Here is a 16,708-nt window from a genome sequence, read left to right as displayed (position 1 = left end):
TTAGATGCCAGATTCAGATATCATGCCAATCGTATTTTTCTTCTTATTTATCAGAATTCCCCATGAATCCCAGCCTGCGACAAATGCGCGCTTTGGTGGCGCTGGCCAAGACTGGCAGCTTCACCCTGGCCGCCGACCATTTAAGCGTGACGCAATCGGCGTTGAGCGGCCAGATCAAGGAGCTGGAACAGCTGCTGGGCATGCGCGTGGTCGAGCGTACCACGCGCAAGACCCAGCTTTCCGAGTTGGGCCGCGAACTCTATCCGCTGTTCGACAAGATGCTGCACGACCTCGACCGCGCCATGGCCGATATCGCCAGCCGCAAGGCACTCAAGCAGGGTTCGGTACGGGTGGCCGCGCCGCAGATGCTGTCCTGCACCATGATGCCGGAAGTGATCGCCGCCTACCGCGCCCGTCATCCCGAGGTGCAGGTGCGGCTGACCGATTGCCCGCTGGAACAGGTGTCGGCGCGCGTGTTCAGCGGCGAAGTCGACTTCGGCATCGGCCCCGAGCGCGACGCTACCGCCGAGATCGAAGCGCAGGCCTTGTTTGAAATGCCCTTCGTCGTGGTCTACCCCGACGGCCACGAGCTGGACCAGCGCAAGCGCATCACCTGGAGCGACGTCAACCGCTACCCTTTCATATCACTGCAAGGCCAGTTCACCGAGCGGCTGTTGCGCGATGTTCACGTTTCCTTCAGGGAACTTTCGCTCAGTCCGCACAACGAGGTGACCTTCATGACCACCGCGTTGGCGATGGTGCATGCGCGGCAGGGCATCACCGTCTGCCTTCCTTACGCCGAGAAAATGGTGCAGCTGTATGGCCTGAAAATGCGGCCGCTGGCGGCGCCGGCGCTCACCCGGCGCTTCTTCATCTACCGCCGTGGCGCCCGCGCGCTGTCCCCCGCAGCCGAGAGTTTTGCCGCTTTTCTGCACGAATTTGTCGCTGCGCATGAATGGAATCGGCCGTTGTCTTAATCACCAAAAATTACGACACTTACAATTCCTTTCAATTAGGAAAGGCTAATTGCCACAAATCTATTGTGGAAGCGGTTTCTCTCTGTGTATGCTTCATTGATGAATATTTTGCACATTGATTCCTGCGCCTTGGGCGACAATTCCACGTCCCGCCAGATCACGCTGGCGGCCATCACCGCATTGACTGCGGCGAACGAACAGGCCACCGTGCTGTACCGCGACCTCGCTGCCTCGCCGCTGTCGCACGCCAGCGGCCCACTGTTGCAAGTCATCAGCCAACGTTGGGACGCCGAGATTCCGATGAATGCCGAACTGCGCGCCGAAGCCTTGCAAAGCGCCTCGCTGCTGCAAGAATTCCAGGAAGCCGACGTGGTGGTGCTGGGCGCCCCCATGCACAACTTTTCCGTCCCGTCGACGCTGAAAGCGTGGCTGGATCGCCTGCTGGAACTGCATACCGCCACCGGCCAGGGCCTCGCCGATCCACACCTGATCCTGGTCACTTCCGGCTGCGCCGTGATGGGCCTGGAGTCCGAAGCGGAACTGGTCGGCCAACACGAAGTGCTGCTCAAGGCCGCCTTCGATTTCATGGGCGTCCGCCGTCTTCACGTGGTACGCCAGCTGGCCGATCTGCCAGCAGCACTGGCGCTTTAACGCGCGCGCTGATGTTAGCGCTACCGCTGTTTTATAATAGCGGCATGACTGCGGACACCATCGCCATCAATCAATTGATGGACAAGTTTGACGGCCATCACAGCGTTTGGCTGTTTGGCTACGGCTCCTTGATTTACAAGGCGGACTTTCCCTACCTGCAACGCCGGCCGGCCAGCATTGCCGGCTGGACGCGGCGCTTCTGGCAAGGCTCACACGACCACCGCGGCACGCCGGAAGCGCCGGGCCGCGTGGTCACGCTAATCGAAGAGCCGGGCGCCATCTGCCACGGCATGGCCTACCTGATCACGCCGGAAGTGTTCGTCCACTTGGACCACCGCGAAAAAAACGGCTACCTGCGGCTGCCCCTGTCCATTACCTTTGAAGACGAGGACGAAGTCGAAGGCCTGGTCTACATCGCCACGCCGGACAACACCGCCTTTCTCGGCGCCGCCTCCGAGCAGGAGATTGCCGCCCACATCGCCCGCGCCGCCGGCCCCAGCGGCCCGAACAGCGACTACCTCAACCACCTGGCCAGCGCCCTGCGCGAACTGGGCCGCCACGACCAGCACGTGTTCGAGATCGAACGTCACCTGGCTGCGCTGCAATCAAAATAAATCCAGCTGCCCCGCATCGGCCGCCGCCTTGGCGCGCGCGCCCAGCGGCGGCACCACCAGCGGCCGGATGAACTGCGACGCGTCCATGTGGTGAAAGCGGCTGCCGTGGCCCGTCAGCCCCAGCCGCTCCGAGGCGATCTTGACGCGCTGCCGTATCAGCTCTGCCCACACGCCCTCGCCCTTCATGCGGGTGTCGAAGTTGCTGTCGTAGTCTTTGCCGCCGCGCATTTCACGCACCCGATTCATCACCCGCTGCGCCCGCTCGGGGAAATGCGCTTGCAGCCATTCCTTGAACAGCGGCGCCACTTCCCACGGCAGCCGCAGCACCGTGTAGTGCGCGCTGATGGCGCCAGCGTCCTTGACCGCCTCCAGTATCCGCTCGATGTCCGGCTCGGTGATAAAGGGAATGATCGGCGCGATGCTGACCGCCACCGGAATGCCGGCGTCGGTCAAGGTGCGAATGGTGCGCAGGCGGCGCGCCGGGGCCGCCGCGCGCGGCTCCAGCGTGCGGGCGATGGCCGGGTCCAGCGTAGTGAGGGTAATTGCGACGCCGGCCTGCCGCTTGGCCGCCATCGCCGACAGGATGTCGATGTCGCGTTCGATCAGTGAATTCTTGGTGATTAGGCCGACCGGGTGCTGGCATTCCTGCAGCACTTCCAGCACGCGGCGCGTGAGCTTGTACTGGCGTTCGCAGGGCTGGTAGGCGTCCGTATTGACGCCCAGCGCGATCGACTGCGGCTCGTAGCCCGGTTTGGCCAGTTCGCGCCGCAGCATTTCCGGCGCGTTGACCTTGGCGAAAATCTTGCTCTCGAAGTCCATACCTGGAGACAGTCCCAGATAGCTGTGCGTAGGCCGCGCAAAGCAGTAAATGCAGCCATGCTCGCAACCGCGATACGGATTGAGCGACACGCTGAACGGCAAATCCGGTGACGCATTGCGGCTGAGGATGGATTTGCAGATTTCCTCGGTGACGTGGGTTTTCCATGGACGCTCCTCTTCTTCCTCGCGTTCCCAGCCGTCGTCATAGGCTTCGCGCGCGTTGAGTTCGTAACGGCCCTGCATATTGGACACCGCGCCACGCCCTTTTTTCGCCTTGAGCGAAGGCGGCGGCAGCATTACCTGCTCCTGGTTGTTTTCATCGTGGGACATGGCATCGCTCGAAATACTGTATACATATACAGTATATTAGACCTTCGCCGCCGCCATATCAAGTGAAATCCGCTTGCATCCTTGGGGAGCGCCGGGGCAAGCTGGTATCATGCCGGGCTTCGCCCCAGCGCGCGCCCAGCGCAGCGCTCGGCAACCTTACAGTGAGCCACAACATGAATAATTCGAGCCAACCTCTGCCGTCTTTCTTCAGCCGGATTTCCATCGCCATCGGCGCTTTCTTCCGCGCGCTGTCCGACGCCGACTACGCCGCGCGCCTGGCGCGCATTGACGATGCGCCGCAACCAGCGGCCGCACCGGTCGCCCCACCTGCACCAGCACCGGCGCCAGCCCCTGCTCCAGCGCCGGTCACCCTGCGCGTCGCCACGCCGGACGCCGCCCTGCAACTGCTGTCGCTGTTCCAGCGCGAAGCGCGCCTGATCGACTTCACCCAGGAAAACCTGAGCGCCTATTCCGACGCCGACATCGGCGCCGCCGCGCGCGTGGTGCACGAAGGCTGCGCCAAGGTGCTGAAAGAACACTTCACCATCCAGCCGATCCGCAGCGAAGCGGAAGGCAGCCGTGTCGAACTGCCGGAAGGCTTTGACGCCGCCGCCGTGCGCCTGACCGGCAACGTGGTCGGCAAAGCGCCGTTCCGCGGCACGCTGAGCCACCGTGGCTGGCGTTCGGCCGAGGTGCGCCTGCCGAAACTGGCGGAAGCCCATGACGCGGCCATCCTGGCGCCGGCGGAGGTGGAATTATGAGCGATCCACGTTACGCCATCGGCATTGACCTCGGCACCACGCACAGCGCGCTGTCGTATGTGAACCTGCAAGCCAGCGAAGGCGAAAAGACCGAGCATGGCGTGCTGGCGATTCCACAGCTGACCGCACCGGGCACCATCGAAGAACTGCCGCTGCTGCCGTCCTTCCTGTACCTGCCGCACGCCGACGAACTGGCGCCCGGCGAGAACAATCTGCCGTGGCAGCAAAGCGCCGAAGAACTCACCGGCGTGGCCGGCGAAATGGCGCGCAGCCGTGGCGCCACCACGCCGATCCGCCTGGTGTCGAGCGCCAAGAGCTGGTTGAGCCATCCCGGCGTCGACCGTCGTTCCGCGCTGCTGCCGAACGACGCGCCGGAAGAAGTCACGCGCGTGTCGCCGCTGGAAGCATCGACCCGCTACCTGAGCCACCTGCGCAAGGCGTGGGAGCAGGCCTACCCTGATGCGCCGTTCGGCGAACAGGCGGTGACGGTGACGATTCCGGCTTCCTTCGATCCGGGCGCGCGCGAACTGACCGCCGATGCGGCACGCGCCGCCGGCTACACCAATCTCACGCTGCTGGAAGAACCGCAGGCCGCGTTGTATAGCTGGATCCAAGGCAGCGAAGGCCGCTGGCGCAAGGAAGTCAAGCCGGGCGACATCATCCTGGTGGTGGACGTAGGCGGCGGCACCAGCGACTTTTCGCTGATCGCCGTGCTGGAACGCGACGGCGTGCTGGAACCGCACCGCATCGCGGTCGGCGATCACATTCTGCTCGGTGGCGACAATATGGACCTGGCGCTGGCGCATCTGGTGGCGCGCAAGCTGGCCGCCGCCGGCACGCAGCTGGACGCGTGGCAGATGCGCGCGCTGACCTACGGCTGCCGCACCGCCAAGGAAAAGCTGCTGGCCGATGCCACCATCGCCACCTGGCCGATCGTGGTGCCAAGCCGCGGCTCCAAACTGATTGGCGGTTCGATCCGCACCGAGTTGACAAGCGATGAAGTGACGACGTTTATTCTCGACGGCTTCTTCCCGCAGGTGGAAGCTGCCGCGCGTCCGGCCGTGCGCACCCGCGCGGGCCTGACGCAGCTTGGCCTGCCGTATGCGCAGGATGCCGGCATCACGCGCCATCTGGCCGCGTTCCTGGCGCGCCAACTGGGCGCAACGGCGGAACTGGAAGGCTACGCCGGCAAGCAAAACGCCGATGCGACCTTCCTGCATCCGACCGCAGTGCTGTTCAACGGCGGCGTGTTCAAGTCGGATCTGCTGGCGCAGCGCATCATGGGCACCATCAACGACTGGCTGTATCTGGAAGGCGCGGAGCCTGCGCGCATGCTGGGCGGCGCCGATCTGGATCTGGCGGTGGCGCGCGGCGCGGCTTATTACAGCTACGTGCGACGCGGCAGTGGCGTGCGCATTCGCGGCGGCACGGCGCGTTCCTACTACGTGGCGATTGAATCGGCGATGCCGGCGATTCCCGGCATGGAGCCGCCGATTCAGGCGCTGTGCGTGGCGCCGTTCGGCATGGAAGAAGGCAGCGAGATCGAATTGCCGAATCAGGAGTTTGGCCTGGTGGTGGGTGAGCCGGTGCAGTTCCGCTTCTTCGGTTCCTCGGTGCGTCGTCAGGACCAGATGGGCGATCTGCTGGACTTCTGGGGCCCGGATGAGCTGATCGAGATGAACGAGATCCAAGCCAATCTGTCGCCGGAAGGCCGTCAGGCTGGCGATGTGGTGCAGGTCCGTCTGCATGCGATGGCGACGGAATCGGGCACGCTGGAATTGGCCGCCGTGGCCAACGATGGCCAGCGCTGGAAGGTGGAGTTCGACGTTCGTTCCGCTGCCTGAGCATGAATAAGTACGTCGTCAGCATCGACCTGGGCACCACCAATACGGTGATGGCCTTTGCGGAAGCCGGCAGTGCGCAGATTCAGTTGTTCGAGATCGAGCAGCTGATCGCGCCCGGCGAGGTTGGTGCGGCGGCGTTGCTGCCGTCCTTGCGCTATCACCCTGCTGCCGGCGAGTTGGCGGATGGCGAGTTGCAGCTGCCATGGCGTGCCGATGACGTAGCCGGATTGTCACAGGTGGTCATCGGACGGCTGGCGCGCAAGTTGGGATCGCAGGTGCCGGGGCGGCTGGTGGCCAGCGCCAAAAGCTGGTTGTCGCATCCTCAGGTCGATCGCATGGCGCCGATTCTGCCGTGGGGCGCGGAGGCGGATGTGGCCAAGGTATCGCCGGTGGCGGCCAGCGCTTCGTATCTGGCGCATCTGCGCAATGCCTGGAATGCGCGCTTTCCTGCGCATCCATTGGAATCGCAGCAGATTGTTTTAACCATTCCAGCTTCATTTGACGAAGGCGCGCGGGCGCTGACGCTGGAAGCGGCGCGCATGGCGAGCTTGCCATCCTTGCGGTTACTGGAAGAACCGCAGGCGGCGTTCTACGATTGGCTGTTCCGCCAACGCGCCACGCTGACCGAGGAGTTGGCGGAGACGCGTCTGGTGCTGGTGTGTGACGTTGGCGGCGGCACCACGGACTTCAGTTTGATGAAGGTCGATAGCGCCGACGGCCAGCCGGCTATCAGCCGCATCGGCGTCGGCAATCACCTGATCCTCGGCGGCGACAATATGGACCTCGCCCTCGCCCACCTGGTCGAAGCACGCATGGCCGGTGAAGCGCAGCCGCAGGCCAAGCTGTCCGCCAGCCGACTGTCGCAGCTGGCGGAGCGCTGCCGCGCGGCCAAGGAGCTGCTGCTGGCGGCCGACGCGCCGGAGCGCACCACCGTCACGCTGCTGGGCGCCGGATCGAAGCTGATCGGAGGCTCCCGTTCCGCCGACCTGACGCGCGAGGAAGTCTCCGCGCTGGTGGTGGACGGCTTCTTCCCCCTCAACGAACAACAAGCACCTGCCAAGCGCGGACGCGGCGCCATCGTGGAATTCGGCCTGCCCTACGCCAGCGATGCGGCCATCACGCGCCATCTGGCAGACTTCCTGCGCCAGCACGCCGCCGCCACGCGCGAAGCCCTCGGCCTGCCCGCCGGCAGCACCGCCGTGCCGATCCCGGATACACTGCTACTCAACGGCGGCGTGTTCCGCGCCGACGCACTGGCACGCCGGCTGGAAGCCACCCTGGCCGGCTGGCGCCAACAGCCACTGCGCATCCTGCACAACGATAATCCCGACGTCGCCGTCGCCCGTGGCGGCGTGGCCTACGCACTAGGCCAATCCGGCAAGGCGCCCGTGATTGGCGGCGGCTCCGCGCGCAGCTACTTCCTGCTGCTGGACGACGCCACGCATCCTGACCAGCCGCGCCGCGCCGTCTGCATCCTGCCGCGCGGCGCCGCCGAAAACCGCGAGATCCTGCTGGCCGACCGCACCTTTGCACTGCGCCTCGGCCGGCCGGTGCGCTTCCACCTCGCGTCCTCCACCGCCGACGCGCCACAAGCCGGCGACGTGATCACGCTACAGCCGGACGACTACGTCCAGTTGCCACCCATCGCCACCGTGCTGCGCGACAGCAGCAGCGCCGACGCCCGCAAGGAGATCCCCGTGCAGCTGGCGACCTCGCTCAGCGAAGTCGGCACGCTGGAAGTCCACTGCGTCGCCAGGGGCGACGCGCAACGCTGGCTGCTGGAGTTCCAGCTACGCGGAGAAGCCGCCACTGAAACCGCACCAGACGAAACGCCGATGCCCGCAGGCCTGGCCGCAGCCATCGACAAGATCGACCGCATCTTCGGCAGCCGCGCACTGCAAGTCGACATCAAGGAAGTGAAGCAGCTGCGCGCGCAACTGGAACAACTGCTGGGCAGCCGCGAAAGCTGGCCGACACCGCTGCTGCGTCGCCTGTTCGACGCACTGCTGGAACGCGCCAAAGGCCGCCGCCGCTCGTCCGAGCACGAACGCGCATGGCTCAATCTCAGCGGCTACTGCCTGCGTCCCGGCTTCGGCCACACGCTGGATGAATGGCGCATCGAAAAACTATGGGCGATGTTCGATACCGGTATCCAGCATCACAAGGACAGCCAGGTCTGCGCCGAATGGTGGACGCTGTGGCGCCGCGTCTCCGGCGGCTTGAGCGTGGAAGCGCAACTGCGCGTGCTGGACGATTTCGCCTTCAACGTGCAGGCCGATGCAGCGGAACGCGGTCGCCGTCCCGTCACGCTGGTCAACGGTAGCGAGGAAGACATGCTGCGCCTGGGCGCTTCGCTGGAACGCATCCCCGGCAACTACAAGGCCGAAATCGGCGCGTGGATGCTGGACCAGTTACACAAAGCCACCAAGGCCGCCGGCAAAGCCGCCGCCAATAAAACCCGCAGCGGTGCTGCCGATCTGGCCAAGGCCGAAGCCACGCAAGGCCGCTTCCTGTGGGGCCTGAGCCGCGTCGGCGCGCGCCAGCCCTTCCACGGCAGCGCGCACGATGTGGTGGAAACGCCGGTCGTCGAGCAATGGCTGGACGCGGTGCTATCGCTGGACTGGAAGAAGGTGGAGCCGGCCGGCTTTGCCGCCGCCCATCTGGCGCGCATGACCGGCGACCGTTCGCGCGACATCAACGACATGCTACGCGCCGAGGTGCTGCGCCGCCTGCAAGGCGTTGGCGCGCCGGCCAACTGGAGCGCCATGGTGCGCGAGGTAGTGCAGCTCGACCAGGCCGACGAAAAGCGCATGCTGGGCGACGCGCTGCCGCCTGGCCTCAAGCTGATCGCTTGACGTAGCTGGCCTGCTGCGCGACGAAACCATCGAAGGCGTCGATCAGCGGGTTGTATTTGTTGATATCGTTTTCCAGTTGCGCCAGCGCGTAGACGGTGGCTTCCAGCGTGGACAGCTGGTCCGGCAAGTGCGCCTTGCGAATCAGATAGTGCGACGGCGGCGTGTCGCGCAGTGGCAGGCGTGGCAAGGCTTGCAGCAGCGGATTCAGATACAGCATCTTGCGGCTCTTGCGCCAGGTTCCGTCCAATACCACCAATCGCAGCGGCTCACGCAGCCAGGCGTTGTCAAACGGCTGCGGCATAGCCAGCCCGAGCGACGCGTCTTCCGTGTCCGGATAAAGCAGCAGGTTGCGGCGCTCCGGCGAGAGCAGCGCTTGCAGTTGCGCCGGATCGAAGGTTTCCCCTACTTCCAGACGGCTGTTGGCCAGGCACAGATGCAGAAGGCGCGCGCTGCCTTTGGCGTTGCTGACTTCCATCGGGTGTTGAAGAATCAGCACTTCCACGTGATTGGGTAGTACTGTGACCCAGCGGCAGATGCAGGTCTGCTGTGGGCGCAGGCACGCGGCGCATAAGGCACGCCGCGCGGCTGGTAAGGAACTGGCGGTATTCATAACCGCCATTGTATCGCGGCTTAGAACTCTTCCCAGTCCGACTCGCCGGTGGTGACGGCTTTGCGCGGAGCGGCCGGCGCAGGCGCGGATGCAGCACCCACCGCCGGCGCGGCACGTTTTACGGGCGCCGCCACAGCCGGCGTGCGACGAGGCAGCGTAGCAGCACGCGCCGGTGCACGCGGCAAGGCCGGCGCCGATGACGAATACGACGTGTCCAACTTGAACACGCTCACCACATCCGCCAGCTTGGCCGACTGCTCCTGCATCGACTCCGCCGCCGCTGCGGCTTCCTCCACCAGTGCGGCATTCTGCTGCGTTACCTGATCCATCTGCGTAATCGCATCATTCACCTGTGCGATGCCGATGCTTTGCTCTTCACTGGCATTGCTAATCTGCGTCATGATCTGCGTGACGCGACTGATGCTCTGGACGATTTCCTCCATCGTCTGCCCGGCCTTGTCCACCAGCTCGGAGCCGATCTGCACCTTCTGCACCGAGTCGTCAATCAAGCCCTTTATGTCCTTGGCGGCCGACGCGGAGCGCTGCGCCAGATTGCGTACTTCCGACGCCACCACCGCGAAGCCACGCCCCTGCTCACCCGCACGCGCCGCCTCCACCGCAGCATTCAGCGCCAGGATATTGGTCTGGAACGCGATGCCGTCGATGACCGAAATAATGTCGACAATCTTGCGCGACGAATCGTTGATCGATCCCATGGTGCTCACCACTTCGCCCACCACCGAGCCGCCACGGCTGGCGATTTCCGACGCGTTGATCGCCAGCTCATTGGCCTGGCGCGCGTTCTCCGCGTTGAAGCGCACGGTGGACGTCAACTCCTCCATCGACGATGCGGTTTCCTCCAGCGAGCTGGCTTGCTCCTCGGTGCGTGAAGAAAGATCCTGATTTCCGGCGGCGATCTGCGTGGACGCTGTCGCAATCAAGTCCGTGCCATTGCGTACCTGGCCGACGATGTTCACCAGATTGGTGTTCATGGTTTTCAGCGCGTGCATCAACTGGCCGGTTTCATCGTTGCTATTGACCTGGATATCGCTGGTCAGATCGCCCGACGATACCGTCTCGGCGACCTTGAGCGCTTCATTGATCGGCTGCGTGATGGTGCGCGTGATCCACCATGCGGCGAATACACCCATCACAATCGCGGCCAGACCGAGCATGATCAGCAGCGTGCGTCCGCTGCGATATTGCTGTTGAATTTCTGCGGCCGAAGCATCCAGCAACGCGGCCTGCTTGTCGACGAAATTCTTCAGCGCGCCCAGATACTGGATGCGGCTCTGGGTCATGTCGCCTTCGTAGATTTTGGTGGCCTTTTCCAGATCGCCGGCGTTCTTGGCGGCGAAAACCGCCTTGCGGAAATCGGTGTAGGTCTTGCGCGTGTCCAGCACTTGCTTGAACAGCGGTTTGAGTTGATCGTCGTCGATGGTCGATCCAATCTGATCCTGGATCTGCGTGGCGCGGCCGGACGATTCGGCCATCAGCGTTTCCAGCTTTTTCTGATCGGCGGACTCGCGCACCATGAAAGCGCCGGTTGTGCGGGCGGCGTTGACTTCAATGATCTTGCCCCATTCGGCAGTCAGACGTTCATCGCGGATCTTCACGTTGATCATCTCATCGGTCTTGTCACTGGCGTTGCTCAAGCGCAGGATGCCTATCGAAGTCATCGCAACCAGGAGTAACAAAACAAGCGAAAAACCGAAGCCGAGGCGCGTACCGATCTTGAGATTATTCATAGCCAACTCCCTCGCTAAAAGTCTGGATTGTTCAAATCATGCTAGCACTAATCCTCCCGTATATGTAGCATAAAAGAAATATTCGGCATTGCGCCGCAGCATTATTCGGCAGCCTTCGGCGCGCCCAGCAATTCATCCATTCCGGCCAGGATGGCGGGATCCCTGATAACGCTTCTCAACCAGACATGCAGCGGCATCTCGCCCCAGCTTGCCGCACGTTCGGCCAGGTAAGCGACCGGACTATGCGGCTCGGTGCGGCGAAAGAAATCCGCTACGAGACGCAGCTGTTGGAGGGCCTGCGTTCGGTTCTGCAAGCCTGCGCCGGTTTGTATGACAGCGTTACCAAGAGTGGCCTGACCAGCGTCGGCAACCATGACAGCATTGCCAAACGGCGCCAGACTGCCGATCACCGCCTGCACCGCATCCTTGGCCGCCGAGAAGCCCGGGCCGTCTGCGCCTAGTTGCGTATCTACCACGCGTTCCAACGCAATCAGGCTGGCAAGGCAGTATTCCGCATCGCTTAATTGGGGTGTTTCAGCCGCGCATTCCAGCACCAGAGGCGGGGTGCGGGCAAGCAGCCAGAACAGGTTGCCGATACGCTGATCGTAATCGCCGTCATCGACTAACGGATACAAATCGGTCAGGCCTTTCTGGATTTGTTCGGGGCTGCCTTCCAGCGTCAGGTCATCGCGCGCGGCGGTCTTCAGCACCCAGTCGGTGCTTTGCAGTTCGCGGCTGGCGGCGTCGCGGAAGGCGTCCTGCACAAACTTCTCCCATCCGTCGCGGGTGTAGGCGCCGGGGACGGCGTAGCTGCCGGTCACCAGCGCCTGATCCTGCTCGCCGACCATGCGCGCCACCGTCATCGATGGGAAGCGCGTGTTGGCGCGGGCGCGGATGTCGGCGTAGACGCGTTCCCGCGCCGGCATGCCGCGCACCACGCGCCGCAGGTTCTCGCGTGACTGGTCCACCAGCGCCAGCTTCGGATCGATGCGCGGCCAGGCCGGGTCGGGAATCTGAGCCAGATAGAACGTCATCAGCCGCTCGGCGCTGTGGATCATCTGCTCACGCGGCATGGCGCCGCGATTGTTCTCCAGCCACGCACGCCAGTGACGCGGCAATTGGTCGTTCAGGTGACTGCCCTCCGCGTGCGATTTATCGGCCAACATCAGATAACTTTTCAGCGCGTTGTAGGCGTCATCGACATTGGTTGGCGAGGCTTCCTGGAACTGGCGCCCCGCAACCGACGTAACCGCAGCACCGGCGCCGGATGGCTGCAACTCGGCCGCATGTGCGTTCATCTCGGACAGCAGCGTCTCCAGATTGGCCACCACCGGCATCAGCATCACATTCTTCACGCCGGCGAAGTATTCCTCGCGCAGCTTGCGCTCCAACTGGTCGCCCTGATAAAGCCCCATGCGCAACGACCATGGACGCGATGCGCGATACTTCTCCAGCTGCTCGATGCGGTCCTGGATAATCTCCAGCGCCTCCAGCCTTGATTGCAGGTCCAGCCGCTTGGCCTGCAGCTTGATCACCTTGTCGAGGTCCGCCTGCACATTGCTGACCAACTGGCGGTTGCCCATGTACGACCAGCTCCATCCGCCCAGCGACGCACCCAGCATCAGCACCGCCGCAAAGAAAGCCGCATATTTCAAGCGCACCTTGTTCTTGCTGGCGTACTGCGACACCAAATCCTTGTCCGCAAAGATCACCTTGCGGAACAGGTTAAGCAGGAAGAAGCCGGAATGACCGGTGCCGGACAGCGGCGCGACATTCGGCGTGGTCAAGGCAAAGCGGCGGGCGACGCGCTGCGACTGTTCGCTGCGCGGCATCCCCTCCTGTAGCGCGCTGGTGAAGTAGAATCCCCGGAACACAGGTTTGAACTGGAACGGATTCTCTTCAAACAGCGTCACCAGAAAAGCACGCAGCGGCGTGCGGATGGTCGAAAACTCCAGCGGGAAGGTGAACACACCAGGCTCCATGCGCTCGCGCCGCTGCTGGCCCATGGTGGCGAGACTCATCGCCTTCAAGCCATCGCACAGCTCATCGAAGGCATGGTCGAAGAACGCCATCACCTGCTGGCTGCTGGTCTTGCGCTGATACGGCATGGTCGCGCCCCATACGCGCTCACGCTCCCCGCGCTCGGCCTGGGCGAAGAATTCGCCAAAGCCCGCAATCAGATCGGCCTTGGTGAACACCACGTACACCGGCGCAAACACTTCCAGCCGCTCGATCAGATCCTGCACGCGCTTGCGCAGGCTGCGCGCCAGCTGGATGCCGGCTTCCGGATCGTCGCCGCGCAGCTCCGCGATGCTGACCGCGATGATGATGCCGTTGACCGGCGCGCGGCGGCGGTACTTCTTCAGCAGGTCCAGGAAACCAAACCACTCGGCGCGATGCTCATCCTGCACCGAATAGCGGCCGGCCGTGTCGAGCAAAATCCCTTCGGTGGTGAAGAACCAGTCGCAGTTGCGCGTGCCGCCCACGCCTTGCAGCACCTTGCCGTCGGCGAAGGGAAACTGCAAACCGGAGTTGGTGATGGCCGTGCTTTTGCCGGCCGCCGGATTCCCGATGATCATGTACCAGGGCAGCTCATACAGGGCGCTCGCGCCGGCGACGATGCCCAGTTTCGATCCCTTGATCGTCTCGATCGCCTTCAGCATGCTGTCGCGGATGACCTTAACCTCGGCGGCGGAGGGATCGGCGGACGGCTCCTGCTTGCCGATGACCTCCCCCAGCCGCTCCGACTCGCGCCGCGCGCGCCAGCGGCGCCACCACCACACCGCGCCGACCAGCGCCAGCATCAGGGCGATGGCCAGCAGCGCCCACATCAGCGCCAGTTCCAGCACTTGTGCGCCCAGGTAGAACAAGGCCGCCACCGCCGTCAGGCCGAGGATGGTGAGATTGCGGCTATCGGTGAGGAAGCTCCAGGTTCTGCGCAGCATAGAAGGTGTCCGGCGAAGACGGCGACGCCCAGGCGGCGGGCGGACCGATCAATGTTGCCATCAACAAAGCGGGGATTTCTTGCGCAAGAACAATGGCGCTTACTTCTTCACCGTGCCCGGCACGCGCAATTCGGTGTGGCCGAAGTCCATCATGGTCCAGCGCCCGCCCCAGGTCAGGCCGGCGGCTTCGGCGGCGACGCCGTAGAGCTGATAGCCGCGCATGGCCCAGGGATCCTTTTCCGAAATCACCAGTTTGCCGTCGCGCAGAAAGGCGCAGTCGGCGGCCAGGCCGAACTGGTGATAGCTCTGGAAGGCCTTGGCGTTGGTCACGCTGGGACCGGCGGCGGCCAGCGTGTTCTGCCGCTCCGGGCTGCGATAGCCCTCCAGAATCGCCATGTCGTAGCCGTGGCGCTCCTTCATGATGCGGAACACCAGCAGCAAGCGCTGCGCGAAGGCCGGGTCGAGCAGTTGCCAGTTGCGGTTGGCGCTGTCGAGCATCGGCCGCACCAGCGTCACCTCGGCGGTGGTGAATACCAGCGGCGGTGGCGGCGTGGGGGCGGTCAGTTGCTCGCCTTGCAGCAAGCCGGCGATCTGATCATTGATGGCGTGCGTATCGCTGTCGTAGCCGGACAGCATGCTGCGGCCACTGAGCATCAGCGCCAGCAGCGGCGGCACCGTCAGCAGCACCAGGGCGGCCAGCAACAGCAGATAGCGCCGCTTCAAAAAACTCAACACCCGATGCACACGGCCACCCGCCTCGCGGCCCAGTCCTGCCGCCTGCTGCACGCCCTGCTGATAACCGCCGCGCAATCTCCGTCCCATCCGGCTGCCCAGCAGGCCCAGCGACTGCACAACCATCTCGCGGCCGGCGGGAAACAGCAGCAGCCAGGCGCAAAAACACGTCAATACGAAGAACAAGAGCATGGAAAAGAGAAACATGGTGCGCTCCATCAAAACGGCCCCCTGCCGCAGACCGGACACTGCATCGTAGGCCGTTCGCAGCTCGGCGATATCGGCCAGATCAAACGCAAGGGGGATATTGTGGAAACGTCGAAACCGAAGCCGGACCTGATGGCCGGCGCCGCCAGTTCACACCGTCCGGCGACGGACAAGCGCATCCTGGCGCATCTGGAGCATGGCACCAAAACGCCAGTCCGCGCCGCCAGCGTGCCGGGCTGGACCATCGATGGCTGGACGATAGGATTGTGTGGCTTACTGCTATTGATGTGCGTCATGGCGTGGCTGCTGCACGACCGCAGCATCACGCCGGAAACGTTCCGCAGCAGCGACAGTGGCGGCGCGATTGCGCATGTAGCGACACGCCAAGCGGTGCCCGCTCAGCCTGTGGCGGAGACGGCGCAGGCAGCCGCCATCGTCAATGTGGCAGCGAACGAGGCCGTCGTCGAGGCCGAGACGCCGACCGCAGCGACAGTGGCCATCGCCAACGCGGCCGGTGCGGCGAATACGGCGAGTGCATCGCCGCAGGCAGCAACGCATCCGCAGACGCCACGGGCGCTGGTCGCGGCAGCAAGCAAGCCCACCACCCCACCGCCTGCGCGCGCAACGGCCGCGTCGGCCAACGTTTCTCCGCCCGCCACCGCCGACACCGACGTCACCCTGCTCACCGCATTGGTAGCACATGCTGGCAAACCAACCTCCGTCACGCCCGAACGCAGCCGCGACGTTGTCGAACGCCAGGACGGCGACAGCACCGTGCAACTTCTAGCGCGCTGCAAACAGCTAGGCGTGATCGAAGGCATGCTGTGCCGGTCGCGCATCTGCTCCGGCCGCTGGGATACGGACGCCGCCTGCCGCGCGCCAGCGCACTAATTAACCGCGCTTGGGGATTTCCAGGCCCTTCGCCACGGCTGGACGCGCAACGAACTCCGCCAGCACGCGCTGCACATTGGTGAACTTGCTGAACTCGACCAGATCGCCAGCGCCGTAAAAGCCGACCAGATTGCGAATCCACGGGAAGATGGCGATGTCGGCGATGGTGTAGGTATCGCCCATGATCCACACACGGCCTTCCAGACGCTGCTCCAGCACGCCCAGCAGACGCTTGGCTTCGTTGATGTAACGGTCGCGCGGACGCTTGTCCTCGTAATCCTTGCCGGCAAACTTGTGGAAGAAGCCGACCTGGCCGAACATCGGGCCAACGCCGCCCATCTGGAACATCAGCCACTGGATGGTTTCGTAGCGACCAGCCGCGTCCTGCGGAATGAGCTGGCCCGTCTTGTCGGCGATATACAGCAGAATCGCGCCGGACTCGAACAACGCCAGCGGCTTGCCGTCCGGACCGTTCGGATCGAGGATGGCGGGAATCTTGTTGTTCGGATTCAGCGACAGGAATTCCGGCGACATCTGATCGTTGGTCTCAAAGCTGACCAGATGCGGCTCGTAGGCCAGCCCGGTTTCCTCCAGCGCAATCGACACCTTCACGCCATTCGGCGTCGGCAACGAGTACAGTTGAATGCGCTCAGGATGCTGGGCCGGCCATTTGCCGGTGATAGGGAATGCGGACAGATCGCTCATGGGATACGGGCTCTCAAAA

12 protein-coding genes and 1 pseudogene are annotated in these 16,708 nt (G+C 63.9%); 7 read left to right on the top strand and 6 right to left on the bottom strand.

What is annotated here, in order from left to right:
* Nucleotides 1-62: 62 nt before the first annotated feature.
* From GTP69_RS04115 to GTP69_RS04105, 3 genes are all read left to right on the top strand, one after another.
* Nucleotides 63-977, top strand: a complete 915-nt coding sequence (locus tag GTP69_RS04115) for a LysR family transcriptional regulator (protein ID WP_161053682.1) — start codon at nucleotides 63-65, stop codon at nucleotides 975-977.
* Between the two features lie 99 nt (nucleotides 978-1,076).
* Nucleotides 1,077-1,628, top strand: a complete 552-nt coding sequence (locus GTP69_RS04110; RefSeq protein WP_161053681.1) for an NAD(P)H-dependent oxidoreductase — start codon at nucleotides 1,077-1,079, stop codon at nucleotides 1,626-1,628.
* A gap of 44 nt (nucleotides 1,629-1,672) precedes the next feature.
* Entirely contained in the window at nucleotides 1,673-2,242 is a 570-nt protein-coding gene (locus GTP69_RS04105; protein ID WP_161053680.1) for a gamma-glutamylcyclotransferase, read from the top strand.
* On the opposite strand, the gene GTP69_RS04100 is transcribed toward GTP69_RS04105, so the two are convergent.
* A complete protein-coding gene (locus GTP69_RS04100; protein WP_161053679.1) occupies nucleotides 2,234-3,391 on the bottom strand; it encodes a PA0069 family radical SAM protein in 1,158 nt (385 codons plus the stop codon). The genes GTP69_RS04105 and GTP69_RS04100 overlap by 9 nt on opposite strands.
* Nucleotides 3,392-3,564: 173 nt before the next feature.
* Here GTP69_RS04100 and GTP69_RS04095 point away from each other — a divergent pair, with 173 nt between their 5' ends.
* From GTP69_RS04095 to GTP69_RS04085, 3 genes are read left to right on the top strand one after another with little or no spacing between them, the layout of a single operon-like run.
* Complete coding sequence (locus tag GTP69_RS04095; protein WP_161044152.1) at nucleotides 3,565-4,152, top strand: DUF2760 domain-containing protein; 588 nt, start codon at nucleotides 3,565-3,567, stop codon at nucleotides 4,150-4,152.
* Nucleotides 4,149-5,996: an Hsp70 family protein gene (locus tag GTP69_RS04090; RefSeq protein ID WP_161053678.1), complete on the top strand. Its 1,848-nt coding sequence runs from the start codon at nucleotides 4,149-4,151 to the stop codon at nucleotides 5,994-5,996. Before GTP69_RS04095 ends, GTP69_RS04090 begins: the two co-directional genes overlap by 4 nt.
* A gap of 2 nt (nucleotides 5,997-5,998) precedes the next feature.
* Complete coding sequence (locus tag GTP69_RS04085) at nucleotides 5,999-8,851, top strand: Hsp70 family protein (protein WP_161053677.1); 2,853 nt, start codon at nucleotides 5,999-6,001, stop codon at nucleotides 8,849-8,851.
* On the opposite strand, the gene GTP69_RS04080 is transcribed toward GTP69_RS04085, so the two are convergent.
* The 4 genes and pseudogenes from GTP69_RS04080 to GTP69_RS04065 all read right to left on the bottom strand — a co-directional run bounded on the left by GTP69_RS04080 (nucleotide 8,835) and on the right by GTP69_RS04065 (nucleotide 15,093).
* Nucleotides 8,835-9,461, bottom strand: a complete 627-nt coding sequence (locus GTP69_RS04080) for a tRNA-uridine aminocarboxypropyltransferase (RefSeq protein WP_161053676.1) — start codon at nucleotides 9,459-9,461, stop codon at nucleotides 8,835-8,837. The two genes, GTP69_RS04085 and GTP69_RS04080, sit on opposite strands and share 17 nt — an antisense overlap.
* Nucleotides 9,462-9,481: 20 nt before the next feature.
* Nucleotides 9,482-11,209: a methyl-accepting chemotaxis protein gene (locus GTP69_RS04075; RefSeq protein ID WP_161053675.1), complete on the bottom strand. Its 1,728-nt coding sequence runs from the start codon at nucleotides 11,207-11,209 to the stop codon at nucleotides 9,482-9,484.
* A 629-nt stretch (nucleotides 11,210-11,838) separates the two neighbouring features.
* Nucleotides 11,839-14,154 (bottom strand): annotated as a pseudogene (tssM, locus tag GTP69_RS04070) (type VI secretion system membrane subunit TssM); the annotation flags it as partial.
* Between the two features lie 99 nt (nucleotides 14,155-14,253).
* Nucleotides 14,254-15,093: a M15 family metallopeptidase gene (locus tag GTP69_RS04065; RefSeq protein WP_161053674.1), complete on the bottom strand. Its 840-nt coding sequence runs from the start codon at nucleotides 15,091-15,093 to the stop codon at nucleotides 14,254-14,256.
* 102 nt (nucleotides 15,094-15,195) lie between these two features.
* Here GTP69_RS04065 and GTP69_RS04060 point away from each other — a divergent pair, with 102 nt between their 5' ends.
* Nucleotides 15,196-15,984 carry a hypothetical protein gene (locus tag GTP69_RS04060; protein ID WP_161053673.1) on the top strand — a complete coding sequence of 263 codons (789 nt, stop codon included), beginning with the start codon at nucleotides 15,196-15,198 and terminating at the stop codon, nucleotides 15,982-15,984.
* Here the strand turns inward: GTP69_RS04060 and GTP69_RS04055 are convergent, their stop codons facing one another.
* A complete protein-coding gene (locus GTP69_RS04055; protein WP_161053672.1) occupies nucleotides 15,985-16,689 on the bottom strand; it encodes a glutathione S-transferase N-terminal domain-containing protein in 705 nt (234 codons plus the stop codon). It abuts the gene before it with no gap.
* Nucleotides 16,690-16,708 lie beyond the last annotated feature (19 nt).

The organism is Duganella levis (assembly GCF_009857605.1).
In the GTDB taxonomy this organism is placed as follows: domain Bacteria; phylum Pseudomonadota; class Gammaproteobacteria; order Burkholderiales; family Burkholderiaceae_D; genus Rugamonas; species Rugamonas levis.
Note: the sequence above shows the minus strand (reverse complement) of the source record. Positions and strands in the feature narration are given on the sequence as shown.

Excerpts from the sequence above, each read along its gene's own strand:
- GTP69_RS04075 (WP_161053675.1), bottom strand. The coding sequence starts at position 11,209 with ATGAATAATCTCAAGATCGGTACGCGCCTCGGCTTCGGTTTTTCGCTT.
- GTP69_RS04055 (WP_161053672.1), bottom strand. The coding sequence starts at position 16,689 with ATGAGCGATCTGTCCGCATTCCCTATCACCGGCAAATGGCCGGCCCAG.
- GTP69_RS04090 (WP_161053678.1), top strand. The coding sequence starts at position 4,149 with ATGAGCGATCCACGTTACGCCATCGGCATTGACCTCGGCACCACGCAC.
- GTP69_RS04065 (WP_161053674.1), bottom strand. The coding sequence starts at position 15,093 with ATGTTTCTCTTTTCCATGCTCTTGTTCTTCGTATTGACGTGTTTTTGC.
- GTP69_RS04110 (WP_161053681.1), top strand. The coding sequence starts at position 1,077 with ATGAATATTTTGCACATTGATTCCTGCGCCTTGGGCGACAATTCCACG.
- GTP69_RS04100 (WP_161053679.1), bottom strand. The coding sequence starts at position 3,391 with ATGTCCCACGATGAAAACAACCAGGAGCAGGTAATGCTGCCGCCGCCT.
- GTP69_RS04115 (WP_161053682.1), top strand. The coding sequence starts at position 63 with ATGAATCCCAGCCTGCGACAAATGCGCGCTTTGGTGGCGCTGGCCAAG.
- GTP69_RS04080 (WP_161053676.1), bottom strand. The coding sequence starts at position 9,461 with ATGAATACCGCCAGTTCCTTACCAGCCGCGCGGCGTGCCTTATGCGCC.
- GTP69_RS04085 (WP_161053677.1), top strand. The coding sequence starts at position 5,999 with ATGAATAAGTACGTCGTCAGCATCGACCTGGGCACCACCAATACGGTG.
- GTP69_RS04105 (WP_161053680.1), top strand. The coding sequence starts at position 1,673 with ATGACTGCGGACACCATCGCCATCAATCAATTGATGGACAAGTTTGAC.
- GTP69_RS04095 (WP_161044152.1), top strand. The coding sequence starts at position 3,565 with ATGAATAATTCGAGCCAACCTCTGCCGTCTTTCTTCAGCCGGATTTCC.